This window comes from Mucilaginibacter sp. 21P (assembly GCF_019331605.1).
GTDB lineage: Bacteria > Bacteroidota > Bacteroidia > Sphingobacteriales > Sphingobacteriaceae > Mucilaginibacter > Mucilaginibacter achroorhodeus.
Genome location: NZ_CP063061.1, coordinates 497,946 through 515,539, shown reverse-complemented (window position 1 = coordinate 515,539; position 17,594 = coordinate 497,946). Strand labels below are relative to the sequence as shown.

Here is a 17,594-nt window from a genome sequence, read left to right as displayed (position 1 = left end):
ATACAATAAACTAAGAATGAAAATGATCAGTAAAATAAGTAAGATCGTACTGGCGCTGAGTATTGTTGGCTCGTCAGCTTTCGCACAAAGTTTAGCTGATGCTAAAAAGGCGATAGACGCTGAGCAGTATCAGAAGGCTAAAACGATGCTAAAAAACTTGACCGTAACTCAGGCTAATAAAGATGAAAATTTCTTTTACTATGGCTGGGTTTACGTACTACAAGAGTATCCGGATTCTGCAAAGGCTATTTTTCAGAAAGGCCTTGCTGTTAACCCAAAATCTGCTCTTAACTACGCAGGTTTAGGTGCAGTTGCAGTTTTGGATAAAGACAAAAATGGCGCAACTACAAACTTTAACCAGGCGTTAAGTTTAGCCGGTAAAGACAGCAAGCCTTACCTATATGTTGGTAAAGCTTACCTGTTAAATGATGTGGATGGTAAAGTGCCTGCCGCCGATGCAAATGCCGCTATCGCAGCATTGAACAAAGGCAAAGCGGTAAACCCTAAAGACGCTGAGATTTTAGTGGCTTTGGGTGATGCATACCGCACGCAATTGAAAAACACTGAAGCGTTAAGCAGCTACCAGGCAGCTTTGGACCTTGATCCAAAATTGGCCCATGCCAAAGTAGCAACCGGTGTTATTTGGAAATATGCTAACAACTTTGAATCATCTGAGGCTGAGTATAAGGCAGCTTTGGCGATCGATCCAAACTACGGTCCCGCTTACCGTGAGTGGGCTGAGACCGACGTACGTTGGGCATTCAGCGATCCAAGAATGGCATCAGCAAAAATTAAAGAAGCTACTGAGCAATACAAAAAGTATCTGTCGTTAACAGATCTTTCTCTGGATTCTCGCTTACGTTACGCCGACTTCCTTTTGTTATCAGGTGATTACAAAACTTTGCAAACAGAAGCGCAGGCTTTATCAAAAGATGCTGCTAACAATCTTAAAGTTTACCGTTATTTAGCTTACGCTGCATACGAGAACAAAGATTATCCTGCAGGTTTACAGGCAATGAACACCTGGATCACAAAGGCGGATCCAAAACGTATTATCCCACGTGACTATATCTATTTAGGCCGCTTGCAGATCGCTTCTAAACAAGATTCATTAGGTATCGCTTCGTTACGTAAAGCCGCCACTTTAGATACTACTCAGGTAGAGGCTTATGCGGAAATTGGTAAAGCTTTGTTCGGTCAAAAGAAATACGTTGAAGCTGGTGATGCCTATGCCGTCTATTCTAAAAAGAGCAGAAACGCTAAGTTATTAGACCACTACTACGAAGGTATTAGCTATTACTACGGCTATGATCCTAAGAAGGCCGGTTCTGACTCATTGTTAGTAAAAGCGGATTCAGCGTTCAGCTATGTTGCTCAAAAAAGCCCAACCACAGCTGATGCGTACTTATATCGTGCTCGTGTTAATGACTTAAAAGAGAAGAATCGTGATGATATCACTGGTTTAGCAAAGCCGTTTTACGAGAAATTCATTGAGGTTACCTTAGCAAAGGGCGCACCTGCAGATAAGGCGAAAAAAGACCTTGCAGAGGCTTACGCATACTTAGGAACATTTGCTGAGTATAAAGAAAAAGATAATGCCAAGGCAACCGATTACTTTACCAAGGCAAGAGATATGGACCCAACCAATAAACAGGTGGTCAATTTCTTCTCCAAAAAGGGTGGAGCCGCAAAAGGCAAGTAACGCTTAATAGGATAAATCTTAAAAAGTCCCTGCCAAACAGCAGGGGCTTTTTTATTGTTAACACATTTGTATATTTGCAGCATGGAAGCACAAAGTTTACCGGTTAATTATTTGCCCATCATTTTCCAGATGCTGGTTGCCATTGGTTTTGTGGTTACAACCATGTTTGTTACCCATAGAATTGGCCCTAAGCGCCAAACCAAGGATAAACTGACCCCGTTTGAGTCGGGTATTGAGGTAGTGGGTAATGCACGTACCCCTGCATCCATCAAATACTTCCTGGTAGCTATCTTGTTTGTGCTGTTTGATGTTGAGGTTATCTTTATGTACCCGTGGGCGGTAAATTTCCGCGAGATGGGCAAAACCGGAATGATAGAGATGTTCATCTTTATGGCTACACTCCTTGCCGGTTTCATCTACGTTATCAAGAAGAAAGCATTAGACTGGGATTAGTTTAGACTGATTCTAAATATATCTGGCAAAGGTTCATTGTGTACTTCTTACAGCACTTTGTTGTAAATTTGCCAATCAGTGTTAGCTGATAATAATTTCATTACAGAAAATAATGAGCGATATACAAATAGTTGAAGCCCCTGCGGGAGTTGAGGGATCGGGGTTTTTTGCTACTTCACTTGATAAGGCGATAGGCTTGGCGCGTGCCAATTCTTTATGGCCTCTTCCATTTGCTACATCTTGCTGCGGTATCGAGTTTATGGCTACCATGGGCTCGCACTACGATTTGTCGCGCTTTGGTGCCGAACGGTTAAGCTTTTCGCCACGCCAGGCCGATCTATTGATGGTAATGGGTACTATTTCTAAAAAGATGGGTCCTGTGCTTCGCCAGGTGTACCTGCAAATGGCCGAGCCGCGCTGGGTTATGGCGGTGGGCGCATGCGCATCAAGCGGTGGTATATTTGACACTTACTCAGTACTACAGGGTATTGACGAGGTTATACCGGTTGATGTTTACGTGCCGGGTTGTCCTCCACGCCCCGAAGCTATTATTGATGGCTTTATGGGTATACAACAACTGGTTAAAACAGAATCGTTACGCCGCCGTAACGAGCCAAAGTACCAGGAATTACTTGCTAAATACGGAATACAATAATAATGGGTAAGATAGCTAACGAGGAGCTCTTAAAAAGACTTGATGAAAACTTCGCCGGTAAAGTAAAAGAAACCGGTGCTGATTTTGGGCTGCTTACCGTAGAAGTTGATGCCGATATTATCACAGAGGTACTAACATTCCTTAAAACTGATGCAGCGCTAAAGTTTATTTTTCTTACGGATATCACCGCCATTCACTATCCTGAACAGGAGAAGCAGATAGGTGTTATCTATCACCTGCACAGCCTTACTACAAATACACGCATCAGGCTCAAGGTTTTCTTATCATTAGATAACCTGCACATCCCTACGGCATCAACCATATGGGACGGTGCAAACTGGATGGAGCGTGAAACATACGATTTCTTTGGGGTGATCTTTGACGGCCACCCGGATCTGCGCCGGATACTGAATGTTGATGACATGACCGTGTTCCCGATGCGCCGCGAGTATCCTTTAGAAGACCCTAACCGCGTTGATAAAAAAGATTATTTTTTCGGAAGATAACATATGCAGAACCATCCCGTATATATCGATACCGATCCGCAGAGTGAATATTCTACGCTAAACCTGGGCCCAACCCACCCTGCAACCCATGGTGTGTTCCAAAATGTTTTGCAACTGGATGGCGAGCGTATTGTAAGCGGCGTATCTACTATTGGTTACATACACCGTGCATTTGAAAAAATTGCAGAGCACCGCCCATTTTACCAGATAACACCACTTACCGACCGTTTGAACTACTGTTCATCGCCCATCAACAACATGGGCTGGCACATGACGGTTGAGAAGCTTTTAAATATCACTACCCCTAAGCGCGTTGATTACATGCGCATCATTATCATGGAGCTGGCACGCATTGCCGACCATATTATTTGTAATGGCGTTTTGGGTGTAGATACAGGTGCTTTCACCGGCTTCCTGTACATGATGGAGTATCGCGAAGAGATCTACGAAATTTATGAGGAGATCTGCGGTTCGCGTTTAACAACTAACATAGGCCGTATAGGTGGTTTTGAGCGTAACTTTAACCAGATAGCTTTTGACAAGATCAGGAAATTCATCAAGAAATTCCCGCCTGTATTAAAAGAGTTTGAAGCGTTATTTAATCGTAACCGGATATTTGTTGATCGTACCCGAGGCGTGGCGCCTGTATCTGCAGAGGATGCTTTAAGCTACAGCTGGAGCGGCCCGCTTTTGCGCGCTGCCGGTATTGATTATGATGTGCGCGCAATGGAGCCGTATTCATCTTATGATGAGTTTGATTTTGAAGTACCGGTAGGTGAAAACGGCGATGTTTATAACCGTTTCCTGGTACGTAACGAAGAAATGTGGCAAAGCCTTCGCTTAATTGAGCAGGCTTTGACCAAGATAGAGAAAGAACCGTCAGATATATTCCATGCTGATGTGCCGGCGTTTTACCTGCCTCCGAAAGAGGAAGTGTACAACAACATGGAAGCGTTGATCTATCACTTTAAAATAGTGATGGGCGAGGTGGAAACACCAACGGCGGAAGTTTACCACGCCGTAGAAGGCGCAAACGGTGAGCTTGGGTTTTATTTAGTGAATGATGGCGGCCGCTCCCCTTACCGTTTGCATTTCCGCAGACCGAGCTTCATCAATTACCAGATGTATGCGCCAATGAGCCGCGGCATGCTGCTGTCTGATGCGATTATTAATATGAGTAGTTTAAACATTATAGCAGGAGAATTAGATGCTTAGTGTACAAAATACCGACGCACCGGTAACTTTTACGCCGGAACTGCTTGGCAAATTTGCCGATGTAGTTAGCCGCTATCCGGAAGGAAAGCAAAAGTCGGCGCTATTACCGATCTTGCACCTGGTGCAAGCCGAATTGGGCTGGGTTAGCGCACCTGCAATGGATAAGGTTGCCGAGTATTTAAAAATTGAGCCAATTGAGGTTTACGAGGTGGCAACGTTTTACACCATGTATTTTTTAAAACCGCAAGGCAAATACATGTTGGAGGTTTGCCGCACAGGCCCTTGCGAAATTGTTGGCGCCACGCCAATAATGGAACACATTGAGAGAACACTTGGTGTAAAAGAAGGTGATGTTACCCCGGATGGATTATTTAGCTGGAGAGGTGTTGAATGCCTTGCTGCCTGCGGTTACGGCCCGGTACTGCAAATTGGCCCTGAATACACTTTCTATGAAAACCTGACCAATGAGTCGGTTGATAAGCTCATTAGTGATTTAAAAGGAAAGGCGAACAATTAAAATGGGACGCAAACTTTTACTTGAACATATAAACGTACCCGGCATCAACACCTTTGATGTTTACCGCTCTAAAGGCGGCTATGCATCGGTAGAGAAAGCCCTGAAAACCCTTTCGCCCGATGATGTGGTGGAAGAGGTTAAAAAATCGGGCTTGCGCGGCCGTGGTGGTGCTGGTTTCCCAACCGGGATGAAGTGGAGCTTTTTGGCTAAGCCTGAAGGCGTACCACGTTACCTGGTTTGTAATGGTGACGAATCTGAACCCGGTACTTTTAAAGATCGTTATTTAATGACCCACATCCCTCACTTACTTATTGAGGGTATGATAGTAGCCAGCTACGCTTTGGGTGCAAAAACGTCATACATCTACCTGCGTGGTGAGATGATGCCGCAGATCCGTATCCTGGAAAAGGCTATCGCTGAAGCGAAGAATGCAGGCTTTTTGGGTAGAAATATATTAGGTACAGGTTACGATCTTGAGCTGTATGTACAGCCTGGCGGTGGTGCCTATATCTGTGGTGAAGAGACTGCCTTGTTAGAATCATTGGAAGGTAAACGTGGTAACCCGCGTATTAAACCACCATTCCCGGCTATTGCGGGTTTGTATGGTTGCCCTACTGTGGTAAACAATGTTGAATCGATAGCTGCAGTAGTGCCGATCATTAACGAAGGTGGCGAAGAATATGCTAAAATAGGCATCGGCCGCAGTACAGGTACTAAGCTGATATCAGCAGGTGGTAACCTTAAGCGCCCGGGTGTTTATGAAATAGAATTAGGTGTTAGCGTTGAGGATTTTATTTATGGCGATGATTATTGCCAGGGTATAGCCAATGGCAAGCGCTTGAAGGCAGTAGTTGCAGGTGGTTCATCAGTACCCATCCTGCCTGCTAATCTGATCCTGAAGACCATCAACAATGAGAACCGTTTAATGAGCTATGAATCATTAGCTGATGGTGGCTTTGCAACCGGTACCATGTTGGGTTCGGGAGGTTTCATCGCTTATGACGAAGACCAGTGTATTGTTCGCAACACGTGGAACTTTGCCCGTTTCTATCACCACGAAAGCTGTGGACAGTGTTCGCCATGCCGTGAAGGTACAGGATGGATGGAGAAAGTGCTTCACCGCCTTGAGTACGGTCACGGTAAAATGAGCGACATGGACCTGCTGGTTGATGTAAGCAAGAAAATAGAAGGTAATACGATTTGTCCGCTGGGTGATGCGGCGGCTTGGCCGGTAGCCAGTGCCATCCGTCATTTCAGGGATGAGTTTGAGTGGCATGTAACTAACCCATCGATTGCTTTAACAAGCAATTATGGTTTAGCCAACTATGCAGATCCGCTTCCGAAGCTGGAAGCTGCTGAAGCATAATAATCCTGATAAACTATGTCATTGCGAGAAACGAAGCAATCTCATAGGACAATCGGATATGCTAAAATTGCCTCCGCCAATTGGCGGATCGCAACGACAAAAGAATTAAATCGTCGAAAGACGAAAAGAAAATAGAGGACGCAAGTCAATGAAGGTTACAATTGATAACATATCAATAGAAGTAGAAGCCGGGACCACCATCCTTAATGCCGCAAGGATGATAGGTGGTGACATCGTTCCGCCTGCTATGTGCTATTACTCTAAACTACAGGGTAGTGGCGGTAAATGCCGTACTTGTTTGGTAAAGGTTAGTCAGGGTTCTGAGAAAGACCCTCGCCCTATGCCTAAACTGGTTGCAAGCTGCCGTACTACCGTTATGGATGGCATGGTGGTGCAAAACATCACCTCTCCCGAAGTAATTGAGGCGCGTAAAGGCGTAGTGGAGATGCTTTTGATCAACCACCCGCTTGACTGCCCTGTGTGCGACCAGGCCGGCGAATGCCACCTGCAAGATTTAGGTTACGAGCATGGTGCTGCCAAAACCCGTTACGAGTTTGACCGCCGTACATTTGAGAAGATAGACATTGGCGATAAGATACAATTGCATATGACTCGTTGTATCTTGTGCTACCGTTGTGTTTTCACTGCCGATCAGATAACAGATCACCGGATACATGGTATCTTGAACCGTGGTGACCATTCAGAGATTTCAACTTACATACAAAAAGCCGTTGATAACGACTTTAGCGGCAACGTAATTGACGTTTGCCCGGTAGGTGCATTAACTGATAAAACCTTCCGCTTTAAAAATCGCGTTTGGTTCACCAAACCGGTTGAAGCGCACCGCGATTGCGAAACAGAAGGCTGCTGCGGCAAGGTAACCCTTTGGTACAAAGGTGAGGATGTTATCCGGGTAACCGGCCGTAAAGATGAGTACGGTGAAGTAGAAGAATTTATCTGCAACACCTGCCGCTTTGACAAAAAGAAAACTGCCGATTGGGTTATTGAAGGCCCACGCAAGGTTTCAAACAAATCGGTTATCAGCTCTAACCACTACGAAACGCTTAAACCGCTTCCGGTTGTTAAAACCAACCCGCTGTTGCAGGAAGCTAATAAAGAACAATTTGAAAGGGAGACACGCCTGTAATGGAACTGATAGACCTGCTAATTAAGATTGCACTCATCGTTGTAATATTCGCGATAAGCTTGGTAGTAGCCATGTATTCTACCTATGCTGAGCGTAAGATCGCGGCATTTTTCCAGGACAGGGTAGGCCCAAACCGCGCAGGTCCATGGGGTATTTTACAACCCCTTGCCGATGGTGGTAAAATGTTTTTGAAGGAAGAGATCATCCCAACCAATGCAACAGGCTTCCTGTTCATTGTAGGCCCGTCGCTGGCTATATTAACGGCTTGTATCGGTTCGGCAGTTATTCCATGGGGACAAAACCTGGAAATTGGCGGCCGTGTTATCCCGTTGCAGGTTACCGATATTAACGTGGGCATCCTGTACATCTTTGGTGTTGTATCATTAGGCGTATACGGTATCATGATAGGTGGTTGGGCATCAAACAATAAATACTCCTTGTTAGGTGCCATTCGCGCTGCATCTCAAAACATTAGCTACGAAATTTCAATGGGGCTATCTATCATTGCTTTGCTGATGGTAACAGGCACTTTAAGCCTTGGCGAAATTGCTAAACAACAGCACGGTTTCTGGGCTGATGGCTATTTTAGCTGGAACGTATTTAAACAGCCTCTGGGCTTCCTGTTATTCATTGTTTGTGCCTTTGCGGAAACTAACCGTTCACCGTTTGACTTACCGGAGTGTGAGACCGAACTGGTGGGTGGCTATCACACAGAGTACTCATCAATGAAACTGGGTTTTTACCTGTTTGCAGAATATATTAACATGTTCATATCATCGGCAGTTATGGCTACCCTTTACTTTGGCGGCTACAACTTCCCTTTCATGGATATGATACACTCACCAAACCTGGTTGCCATATTAGGTGTAGTGGCGTTGTTTGCTAAAATATTCCTATTCATCTTCTTCTTTATGTGGGTACGCTGGACCATCCCGCGTTTCCGTTATGACCAGTTGATGGACCTTGGCTGGAAAACACTTATCCCGCTGGCAATTGCCAACATTGTGTTAACCGGTATATTTATGACTATTTTTAAATAGAGAAAGACTTTAATGGAATCATTAAGTAATAAAAAGAAGCAATTAGAAGTAAAGCCGCTCAATTTTTGGGAGCGTGCTTACCTACCTGCTATAGCTAAGGGACTTTCTATCACTATGAGCCACTTTTTTAAAAAGCCGGTGACCATTAAGTATCCCGAAGAAAAACGCGAGTTCTCTGAAAACTTCCGCGGCATGCACTCACTTAAACGTGATGAGCAGGGCCGCGAACGTTGCACAGCTTGCGGGCTATGCGCATTATCTTGCCCGGCAGAAGCAATTACTATGCAAGCTGCTGAGCGCCAGAAAGGTGAAGAGAACCTATATCGTGAAGAAAAATATGCTGCAGTTTACGAGATAAATATGCTGCGTTGCATTTTCTGTGGATTATGCGAAGAAGCTTGCCCTAAAGAGGCGATCTATCTGGACGGCGATATCGTTCCATCTGATTACCTGCGTAAGGATTTTATATACGGTAAAGACAAATTAGTAGAGGCACCTTTAAATCAATAACCAAAGTTTTATACCTTTGCCCAGCTTTAAACGGGCGCGGGTATTTGTAAATATCAACCATGAGTACATTTTACTTCATTGCGTTTTTATCCATATTCTTCTCAATACTGGTTATTTCTGCAAAAAACCCGGTGCATAGTATCCTGTACCTTGTAATTACCTTTTTTACCTTTACTGTTCACTACATTTTGCTTAATGCGCAGTTTTTAGCAGTAGTAAACTTTATTGTTTACATGGGTGCTATATTGGTATTGTTCCTGTACACGCTAATGCTCATTAACCTCAACAAAGAAGCTGAACCGGTTAAGCCTTTCATGGTGAAGATATCTGCTGTGTTTGGCGGCGGTATATTGGCGGTGGCGCTGATATCATCGTTAAAGTCATTAGGCGTATCAGACCCTGTGGTTTTAAAGAACCCCAATCTCGGCTTGGTTAAAAACCTTGGTAAGGTATTATTCAACGAATTTTTATTGCCTTTTGAAATATCGTCGGTACTGCTGTTATCTGCAATGGTAGGCGCAGTATTGCTGGCAACTAAAGAAAAAGAAACAAAAGCAACCATCTGATGGAAAGTTTAACCAGTACCATTCAAGCGGTTCCGCTTAATCACTACATATTTTTAAGCGCTATCATTTTTTCGATAGGTGTTATGGGCGTACTACTGCGTCGTAATGCCATCGTGATATTTATGTCGGTTGAGCTGATGCTTAACTCGGTTAACCTGTTGCTTACAGCATTTTCGGTTTACCGTGGCGATGCAGCAGGGCAGGTTTTTGTATTTTTTATTATGGCACTTGCCGCAGCAGAAGTTGCAGTAGGCCTGGCTATTATAGTAATGATATACCGTAACACCAATTCAATAGACATCAACGTATTGAACAGGTTGAAGTGGTAAACTAATAAAGTGTCATTCTGAGCGAGCGCGAAGAATCTATCTCCGATCAGATGCTTCACTACGTTCAGCATGACAAGTAAGAACTAAAGTATAAAATGGACAAACTTATCTGGCTTATTCCTGTACTACCCTTAGCCGGTTTTATTATTAACGGCCTCGGGCGAAATACCTTATCCAAAGGTATTATTGGCGCGATCGGCAGTTTGCTTGTTTTGGCGTCATTTGGTATAAGCGTTGCTACATTTTTCCAGGTTAAATCGACAGGGGTACCTGTAAACGTTAATCTATTTGATTGGATAAGCGTTGGCGATTTCCATATTCAGATGGCTTTCCTGGTAGATCAGTTAAGTTCCATTATGCTGCTGATCATCACCGGTGTCGGTTTCTTAATTCACCTGTACTCGGTAGGATATATGCATGACGATGCCGGTTTCGGTAAGTTTTTTGCTTATTTGAATCTGTTCGTGTTCTTTATGCTGCTGCTGGTAATGGGCAGTAACTACGTGGTAATGTTTATTGGTTGGGAAGGCGTTGGTTTATGTTCATACCTGCTTATCGGTTTCTGGTATACCAACCCAAGTTATGCCGATGCCGCCAAGAAAGCTTTTATCATGAACCGTATAGGCGACTTAGGTTTCCTTTTAGGTATATTCTTATTAATGGATCAATTTGGCAGTGTTGCTTATGCCGATATCTTCCCTAAAGCTGTAGGCGCAGTATCTCACGGTGCTCCTATTGTACTAATAACTATGTTGTTATTTGTTGGTGCAGTTGGTAAATCGGCACAGTTACCATTGTTTACATGGCTGCCCGATGCGATGGCCGGCCCAACACCGGTATCTGCTTTGATACACGCTGCAACCATGGTTACAGCAGGTATCTACATGATCGCTCGTTCAAACATCTTGTTTACTTTAGCCCCAACTACCATGGAAGTAATTTCCATTGTAGGTTTGGCTACAGCGGCATTCGCAGCTTTAATAGCACTAACACAAACAGATATCAAAAAGGTACTGGCTTACTCAACCGTATCTCAGTTGGGTTATATGTTCCTTGGTTTAGGTGTTGGCGCTTACACTGGTGCTTTCTTCCACGTACTAACGCATGCTTTCTTTAAGGCCTTATTATTCCTTGGTGCAGGTTCTGTTATCCACGCCATGAGCGGTGAGCAGGATATGCGCAAAATGGGCGGCTTAAAAGGGAAGATCAAGACTACTTTTATCACCATGCTGGTTGGCACAATTGCCATCGCAGGTATCCCGCCGTTTTCCGGCTTCTTCTCTAAAGACGAAATTTTAGCTGCGGCATTTGCTCACAGTACCATATTCTATGTTGTAGGGGTGATTACTGCGGGTTTAACTTCATTCTATATGTTCAGGATGATGTATTTAACCTTCTGGGGTAAATTCCGCGGTACGCATGAGCAGGAATACCACTTGCACGAGTCGCCAGCTAACATGACCATCCCATTGATCATATTGGCTGTACTTTCGGCTATCGCCGGAGCTATCGGCGTGCCCGCGGTACTGGGTGGCCATCATGAATTAGGTGCATTCCTTGCCCCGGTATTTGAGGGATCTACCAAGTTATTAGGCGAGCATGAGCTAAGCCACAGCACAGAGTGGATATTGATGGGCACATCGGTATTGATCGCTTTGGCAGCAATGGGTTATGCTTACAGCAAGTATGTATCGGGTTCAAGTGTTCCGGTTTCAGACGAAGAAGAACGCCCGGCATTGGTCAACCTGTCATATAACAAGTTCTACATAGATGAATTGTATGATAAGATCATCCGTAAACCACTTGATGCGCTATCAACCTTCTTATACCGTGTGGTTGAGAAAATGGGTATCGATGGCTTTGTTAACGGCTTGGGCCAGGGCACAATGGATACAAGTAAAGGCCTTAGGTTACTGCAAACCGGTAACGTTGGTTTCTATATTTTTATGATGGTAGTTGGTATCATCGGCATTTTGATTTACAGTTTAGTTAAAATTTAAGCGCTTAGCGTTTACGATATAAAATGACGGTTAGCATTTTACTTTTTTTACCGGTAGTAGCAGCAGTTTTAACGCTATTTTTTAAGAATGAGGTGGCCAAACACGCTGCATTGTTCTTTGCCCTTGTTGAGCTTGGCATTGCCATATCATTTGTTACGGGATTTGTACCAAATGCATCAGTACAGTATTTAGTTGATCTGCCATGGATTCCGCAATTTGGCATATACTTTAGTGCCGGTATTGATGGTATTAGCATGGTAATGGTGTTATTGACTACTGTTTTGGTACCACTTATTATCCTGAGCACCTACGAACACCAATACAAGAACGGCAAGGCATTATATGCGCTGATATTGTTTATGCAGGCCGGTTTATTAACTGTGTTCACTGCATTGGATGGTTTCTTATTCTACGTGGGTTGGGAAGCAGCCCTGATACCAATTTATTTCATTTGTGCATTGTGGGGAGGTGAGAACCGCATTCGTGTAAATATCAAGTTCTTCATTTACACCTTTGCCGGATCATTGTTTATGCTGGTAGCTATCATCTACCTGTACCTGCAAACGCCAAGTAAACTTTACGATATACATTCGTTTTACGAATTAAGCCTGAGCCTTAAACAACAGAACTGGATCTTTTGGGGTTTCTTTATAGCCTTTGCTATAAAAATGCCGGTATTCCCGTTCCATACCTGGCAACCGGATACTTACACCGAAGCACCAACAGCGGGCACCATGATGTTATCAGGTATCATGCTTAAAATGGGTATCTATGGTGTTATCCGCTGGTTAATACCTAACGCGCCTAATGCATTTGCTTATTGGGGTTATTACGCATTAATACTTTCAGTAATTGGTATAGTTTACGGATCAGTGATCGCCTTCAGACAGAAAGACGGCAAGCGCTTGGTTGCGTATTCATCAATAGCGCACGTAGGCCTCATAGCTGCGGGTATATTTGCCTGGAGTGTACAAGGTGTACAGGGAGCCATGATACAGATGATCAGTCACGGTATCAATGTGGTTGGTATGTTCTTTATCTGGGATATCATTAGTCGCCGTTTAGGTACACGCGATATCAGCCTCATGGGTGGTATTGCCAAGGTGGCACCTAAATTTTCAATTGCATTTTTGATCATCGTTTTAGGAACCGTTGCATTACCACTTACAAACGGTTTCGTTGGAGAATTCCTGCTTTTGAAGGGTGTCTATAATTACACCATCGTGTTTGCGGCAGTGGCAGGTTTAACCATCATTTTCGGCGCGGTTTATATGCTAAGGATGTATAAAAATGTAATGCAAGGGGAACTGAACGAACTTACAGCAACCTTTACAGATATTAAAGGCTCCGAACGATTGGTGTTAGGTATCATTTGCGCACTTATCATCATCATCGGTGTTTATCCGCAGCCGTTGCTGCATTTATCAGAAGCATCTGTTACCAATTTGATTCAAACTGTTTCGGCTAAATTTACAGCCACCAAGTTTTAATATAGATACATGACTTCCATAATTATCATATCTATTTTACCCATCGTACTTTTGTACCTGGGTTTATATAAGGCACAAAAAGCATTATTGCCTGTTGCTGTACTTGGCTTGTTAGCTGCATTAGTAACATCTGTACTGCAGTGGACAATTCTTGACGAGGCACAGCCAATTTACAATGGCATGTTGTTGTACAACAACTTCTCTGTGGCTTTCTCGGTTATCAGCATTATATCAACAATTCTCATCCTGCTGTTATCAAAGGGATATTTTGAAAAGATAAGCAATCACATTGCGGAGTACTACGCTATCATATTGTTCTCACTCGCAGGTATTATCGTAATGGTTTCGTTCCATAACCTTACCATGATGTTTATCGGTATCGAGATCATGTCGGTAAGTTTATATATACTGGCAGGTATCCGCAAAAATGATTTTGCTTCAAATGAGGCCGCTCTAAAGTACTTTCTGATGGGCGCTTTCTCAACAGGTTTCCTGTTGTTTGGTATAGCCCTCATCTATGGCGCTACCGGTACATTTGATATTGATGGCATTCGTGACTGGTTGTTGAACAGTCCCCGTAAGATAGATCCCTTGTTCTACACCGGTGTTATGCTTATTATCGTAGGCCTTTGTTTTAAAGTTGGTGCCGCGCCGTTTCATTTCTGGACACCAGACGTTTACGAAGGTGCGCCTTCATTGATAACCCTGTTTATGTCAACCGTGGTTAAAGTGGCAGGTTTTGCAGCATTCCTGCGTTTGTTCTCAGCATGTTTCCTGCCTATTGCACAGTTCTGGACACCGGTGCTATTGGTTATCACCATCATTACGCTGTTTGTGGGAAACATTACCGCGCTTTACCAACAAAGCTTTAAAAGGATGATGGCCTTTTCAAGTATATCACATGCAGGTTATCTGATGTTTGCTATTGTAGCAATTGGTGCTGCGTCGGCAAACGCGATATTTATGTACGCAACGGCATACTCAATAGCATCTATTATTGCGTTTGGCGGATTAATACTTGTTCGTCAGCAAACCGGGACCGATGGCTTTGAGGGCTTTAACGGGCTGGCAAATAAAAATCCATTCCTTGCACTGGTGCTTACCGTTGCCATGTTATCATTGGCAGGTATACCGCTAACTGCAGGCTTTATCGGTAAGTTTTACATGTTCTCGGGTGCGTTGTCACAATATCGCTTATGGCTGGTTATTGTAGCAGTTGTTAATGCTATCATCAGCATTTTCTACTACTTCCGCGTTATTGTAGCCATGTATTTCCGCAATGCCGACCGCGAGCAGGTAGAAGTACCGGCTTACTACAAATTTGTATTAGGTTTTTCGGCATTGGCAACTATTGTGGTAGGCGTTTATCCTACAGTTATATCCGGCCTTATTAAATAGAGGCGCTCACTACAAATTGATTTTATATTTGTAGTTTTACGGATATCGTTGATGGAAAATTTTTGGGAATACCTGCAAAATCTGACGGATGCAAAATCAATACTGAGTAATGGTGGCTTTGCGCTATTGTTGCTGGTAGTTTATGCAGAAACCGGGTTATTCTTCGGTTTCTTTTTGCCCGGCGATTATCTGTTATTTTTAGCAGGCATTTTAACGGCAGCAGGTATCATACATGTGCCTATTTACATACTTGTCCCCTCTTTAATTTTAGCAGCCGTGCTGGGCAACTTTACCGGTTACTGGTTTGGTTACCGAACGGGCCCAATGCTGTTTAAACGAAAAGATTCATGGTTTTTTAAGAAACGCTATGTTACCGTTGCCGAGGAGTTTTACGCCAAGTACGGTGGCACATCGCTTATTTTAGGGAGATTTTTCCCGATAGTTAGGACATTTGCCCCTATATTTGCAGGCATTGTAAAGGTTGATTTAAAGAAGTTTAGCCTTTACAACTTTGTAGGCGGCATTGCCTGGGTAACAACGTTAACCCTGGCAGGCTATTTTTTAGGAAGGCGTTTTCCGCAATTAAAGGATTATTTGCAGTACGTAGTACTCGGATTAATAATTATTACAACAATTCCGCTGATTGTTGCTTATGTGAGAAGGCGCTTAAACGATCAACAGGAAAGTTAAAATAAATTATATTAGAATAAATGAGCACACAGCATCCCTGGCACCAGGTTTCACCGGGCGATAACACACCCGCTATAGTAAATGCTATCATCGAGATCCCTAAAGGATCAAAAGGAAAATACGAGATCGATAAAGAATCGGGCTTATTAAAGCTCGACCGCGTTTTATTTTCTTCAGTTATGTACCCTGCCAACTACGGCTTTATACCGCAAACCTATTGTGATGATAAAGACCCTCTGGATATCCTGGTACTTTGTTCTACTGATGTTTACCCGATGTCTATCATCGAGGCAAAGGTTGTAGGCGTAATGCACATGGTTGATAACGGCGAACAAGATGACAAGATCATCGCTGTTGCCAAGAACGACATGTCTGTAAACTACATCAATGACCTTAACGAACTACCTCCGCATTTTATGAAAGAGATAGTACGTTTCTTTAGTGATTACAAAATACTTGAAGGTAAAAACGTTACCATTGAACATCTGTTAGGCGTACGTTACGCACACAAGGTGATCGAAGAAAGCCTTGAGCTTTATAAAACCACCTTTCCCAATCACCAATAAACTATAAATGGACCCCGGGCATCAATACGAAATAAGCGCTTTTTACATATTTGCAACCATTTTCCTGGTTTTGCTCAACGGTTTCTTTGTAGCCGCAGAGTTTGCCATGGTAAGGGTAAGAGGCTCTCAGATCGAGATTAAAGCCAAATCAGGCAGCGGGGTTGCTAAAATAGCACGCGGTATTTTACACAATTTAGATGGTTACCTGGCTGCAACACAGCTGGGTATCACCATTGCTTCGCTGGCACTTGGTGTTGTGGGCGAAGAAGTGGTTACCAACGTAGTTGTTAGAGGATTTTTGGCAGTAGGCATTACCATTGCCCCCGGCCTTATTACTACAGCTCACATTTTGTCGTTTGTTGTTATTACGGTATTACATATTGTTTTTGGTGAATTAGCTCCAAAATCACTTGCTATACAAAAATCGGTACGTACGGTACTGGCGGTATCTTGGCCGCTAAGATTTTTCTTTATCGTATTCAAACCGTTCATCTGGGTATTAAATGGCTTTGCCAATTTTATCTTGAAAGCAATTGGCATTACCAGCATAGAAGGCGGCGAAACCCACCACTCATCAGAGGAGTTGCAGTACCTGCTTGAACAAGGTAAAGAAACGGGCGCTATCGATTCTAACGAGCACGAGCTGATACAGAACGTTTTCGATTTTAACGAGCGTGTGGTGAAAAACATCATGGTGCCACGTACCAAAATACAGGGTATTGAAATAGATGCCACCAAAGAAGAGCTGTTAGATACCCTGATAGAAGAAGGTTACTCCCGTATGCCAGTATATGATGAGGTGATAGATAAGATCATCGGTATTGTACATGCAAAAGACATCCTTCCTTTGCTCGCCCGTGGTCAGGAAGTAGTTTTAAAAGATATTATCCGCAAACCTTATTTTGTGCCTGAGACTAAAAAGATCAATGATCTGATGGCAGAATTGCAGCAAAAACGCATTCAGATAGCCATTGTTTCTGATGAGTTTGGTGGTACCGCTGGTATGGTTACTTTGGAGGATATTGTAGAGGAACTGGTTGGCGAGATACAGGATGAGTACGACGAGGAAAAACCAATAGTTGAGAAACTGAACGAACGTGAGTTTGTGGTGAATGCTCTTGCACCCATTTACGATGTTAATGAACACCTGCCACACGACCTGCCGGAAGATGGTGACTTTGATACCGTATCTGGTTGGTTAGGCCACATCTTCGGTAAAATACCTGATGTGGGCGAACAAAAAGAAAGTAACGGGTACAACATCACCGTACTTAAAAAGTCTGACCAGAACATCGAATCGGTAAAACTGGAGTTACTCATCAACGAAGAAGACGCGGTAGATTTACATTAGCCGCTTAATATCAGGTATCAAGTAGTTAGTATTAAGCTATGTTCTACTACTGGATAGATGATCTTGATACTTGATACCAGCTACTTGATACTT

Annotated in this window: 18 protein-coding genes; all 18 read left to right on the top strand. The window is 43.4% G+C overall.

What is annotated here, in order from left to right; genetic code table 11:
- Window positions 1-22 precede the first annotated feature (22 nt).
- The 18 genes from INP83_RS02140 to INP83_RS02055 all read left to right on the top strand — a co-directional run bounded on the left by INP83_RS02140 (window position 23) and on the right by INP83_RS02055 (window position 17,501).
- Window positions 23-1,702, top strand: coding sequence for a lipopolysaccharide assembly protein LapB (locus INP83_RS02140; protein ID WP_255563231.1), 1,680 nt, complete (start codon window positions 23-25; stop codon window positions 1,700-1,702).
- Between the two features lie 81 nt (window positions 1,703-1,783).
- Window positions 1,784-2,155 (top strand): NADH-quinone oxidoreductase subunit A, encoded by a 372-nt coding sequence (locus INP83_RS02135; RefSeq protein WP_219126128.1) that lies wholly within the window; start codon window positions 1,784-1,786, stop codon window positions 2,153-2,155.
- Window positions 2,156-2,267: 112 nt separating this feature from the next.
- Window positions 2,268-2,810, top strand: a complete 543-nt coding sequence (locus INP83_RS02130; protein WP_219126127.1) for an NADH-quinone oxidoreductase subunit B — start codon at window positions 2,268-2,270, stop codon at window positions 2,808-2,810.
- A 2-nt stretch (window positions 2,811-2,812) separates the two neighbouring features.
- Window positions 2,813-3,316: an NADH-quinone oxidoreductase subunit C gene (locus INP83_RS02125; RefSeq protein ID WP_219126126.1), complete on the top strand. Its 504-nt coding sequence runs from the start codon at window positions 2,813-2,815 to the stop codon at window positions 3,314-3,316.
- A gap of 3 nt (window positions 3,317-3,319) precedes the next feature.
- Window positions 3,320-4,531, top strand: coding sequence for an NADH-quinone oxidoreductase subunit D (locus INP83_RS02120; protein WP_219126125.1), 1,212 nt, complete (start codon window positions 3,320-3,322; stop codon window positions 4,529-4,531).
- On the top strand, window positions 4,524-5,048 hold the full coding sequence (nuoE, locus tag INP83_RS02115; protein WP_219126124.1) for an NAD(P)H-dependent oxidoreductase subunit E: 525 nt from the start codon (window positions 4,524-4,526) through the stop codon (window positions 5,046-5,048). The genes INP83_RS02120 and nuoE overlap by 8 nt, the downstream gene beginning before the upstream one ends.
- 1 nt (window position 5,049) lies before the next feature.
- Entirely contained in the window at window positions 5,050-6,414 is a 1,365-nt protein-coding gene (nuoF, locus tag INP83_RS02110; RefSeq protein ID WP_219126123.1) for an NADH-quinone oxidoreductase subunit NuoF, read from the top strand.
- Between the two features lie 148 nt (window positions 6,415-6,562).
- A complete protein-coding gene (locus INP83_RS02105; protein ID WP_146272998.1) occupies window positions 6,563-7,561 on the top strand; it encodes a 2Fe-2S iron-sulfur cluster-binding protein in 999 nt (332 codons plus the stop codon).
- The gene (gene nuoH / locus INP83_RS02100; protein WP_219126122.1) at window positions 7,561-8,601 is read left to right on the top strand and encodes an NADH-quinone oxidoreductase subunit NuoH; all 1,041 of its coding nucleotides are present in this window, start codon (window positions 7,561-7,563) and stop codon (window positions 8,599-8,601) included. The genes INP83_RS02105 and nuoH overlap by 1 nt, the downstream gene beginning before the upstream one ends.
- Before the next feature lie 12 nt (window positions 8,602-8,613).
- Complete coding sequence (locus INP83_RS02095; RefSeq protein ID WP_146272996.1) at window positions 8,614-9,111, top strand: NADH-quinone oxidoreductase subunit I; 498 nt, start codon at window positions 8,614-8,616, stop codon at window positions 9,109-9,111.
- A 59-nt stretch (window positions 9,112-9,170) separates the two neighbouring features.
- Window positions 9,171-9,677, top strand: a complete 507-nt coding sequence (locus tag INP83_RS02090) for an NADH-quinone oxidoreductase subunit J (RefSeq protein ID WP_146272995.1) — start codon at window positions 9,171-9,173, stop codon at window positions 9,675-9,677.
- Window positions 9,677-10,006 (top strand): NADH-quinone oxidoreductase subunit NuoK, encoded by a 330-nt coding sequence (gene nuoK, locus INP83_RS02085; protein ID WP_146272994.1) that lies wholly within the window; start codon window positions 9,677-9,679, stop codon window positions 10,004-10,006. Before INP83_RS02090 ends, nuoK begins: the two co-directional genes overlap by 1 nt.
- Window positions 10,007-10,101: 95 nt before the next feature.
- On the top strand, window positions 10,102-12,006 hold the full coding sequence (nuoL, locus tag INP83_RS02080; protein ID WP_219126121.1) for an NADH-quinone oxidoreductase subunit L: 1,905 nt from the start codon (window positions 10,102-10,104) through the stop codon (window positions 12,004-12,006).
- Window positions 12,007-12,029: 23 nt separating this feature from the next.
- On the top strand, window positions 12,030-13,496 hold the full coding sequence (locus tag INP83_RS02075; RefSeq protein ID WP_219126120.1) for a NuoM family protein: 1,467 nt from the start codon (window positions 12,030-12,032) through the stop codon (window positions 13,494-13,496).
- Between the two features lie 9 nt (window positions 13,497-13,505).
- Entirely contained in the window at window positions 13,506-14,894 is a 1,389-nt protein-coding gene (locus INP83_RS02070) for an NADH-quinone oxidoreductase subunit N (protein WP_219126119.1), read from the top strand.
- Window positions 14,895-14,945: 51 nt separating this feature from the next.
- A complete protein-coding gene (locus INP83_RS02065; protein WP_219126118.1) occupies window positions 14,946-15,584 on the top strand; it encodes a DedA family protein in 639 nt (212 codons plus the stop codon).
- A gap of 20 nt (window positions 15,585-15,604) precedes the next feature.
- A complete protein-coding gene (locus tag INP83_RS02060; protein WP_146272989.1) occupies window positions 15,605-16,150 on the top strand; it encodes an inorganic diphosphatase in 546 nt (181 codons plus the stop codon).
- A 7-nt stretch (window positions 16,151-16,157) separates the two neighbouring features.
- Entirely contained in the window at window positions 16,158-17,501 is a 1,344-nt protein-coding gene (locus INP83_RS02055; protein WP_146272988.1) for a hemolysin family protein, read from the top strand.
- Window positions 17,502-17,594 lie beyond the last annotated feature (93 nt).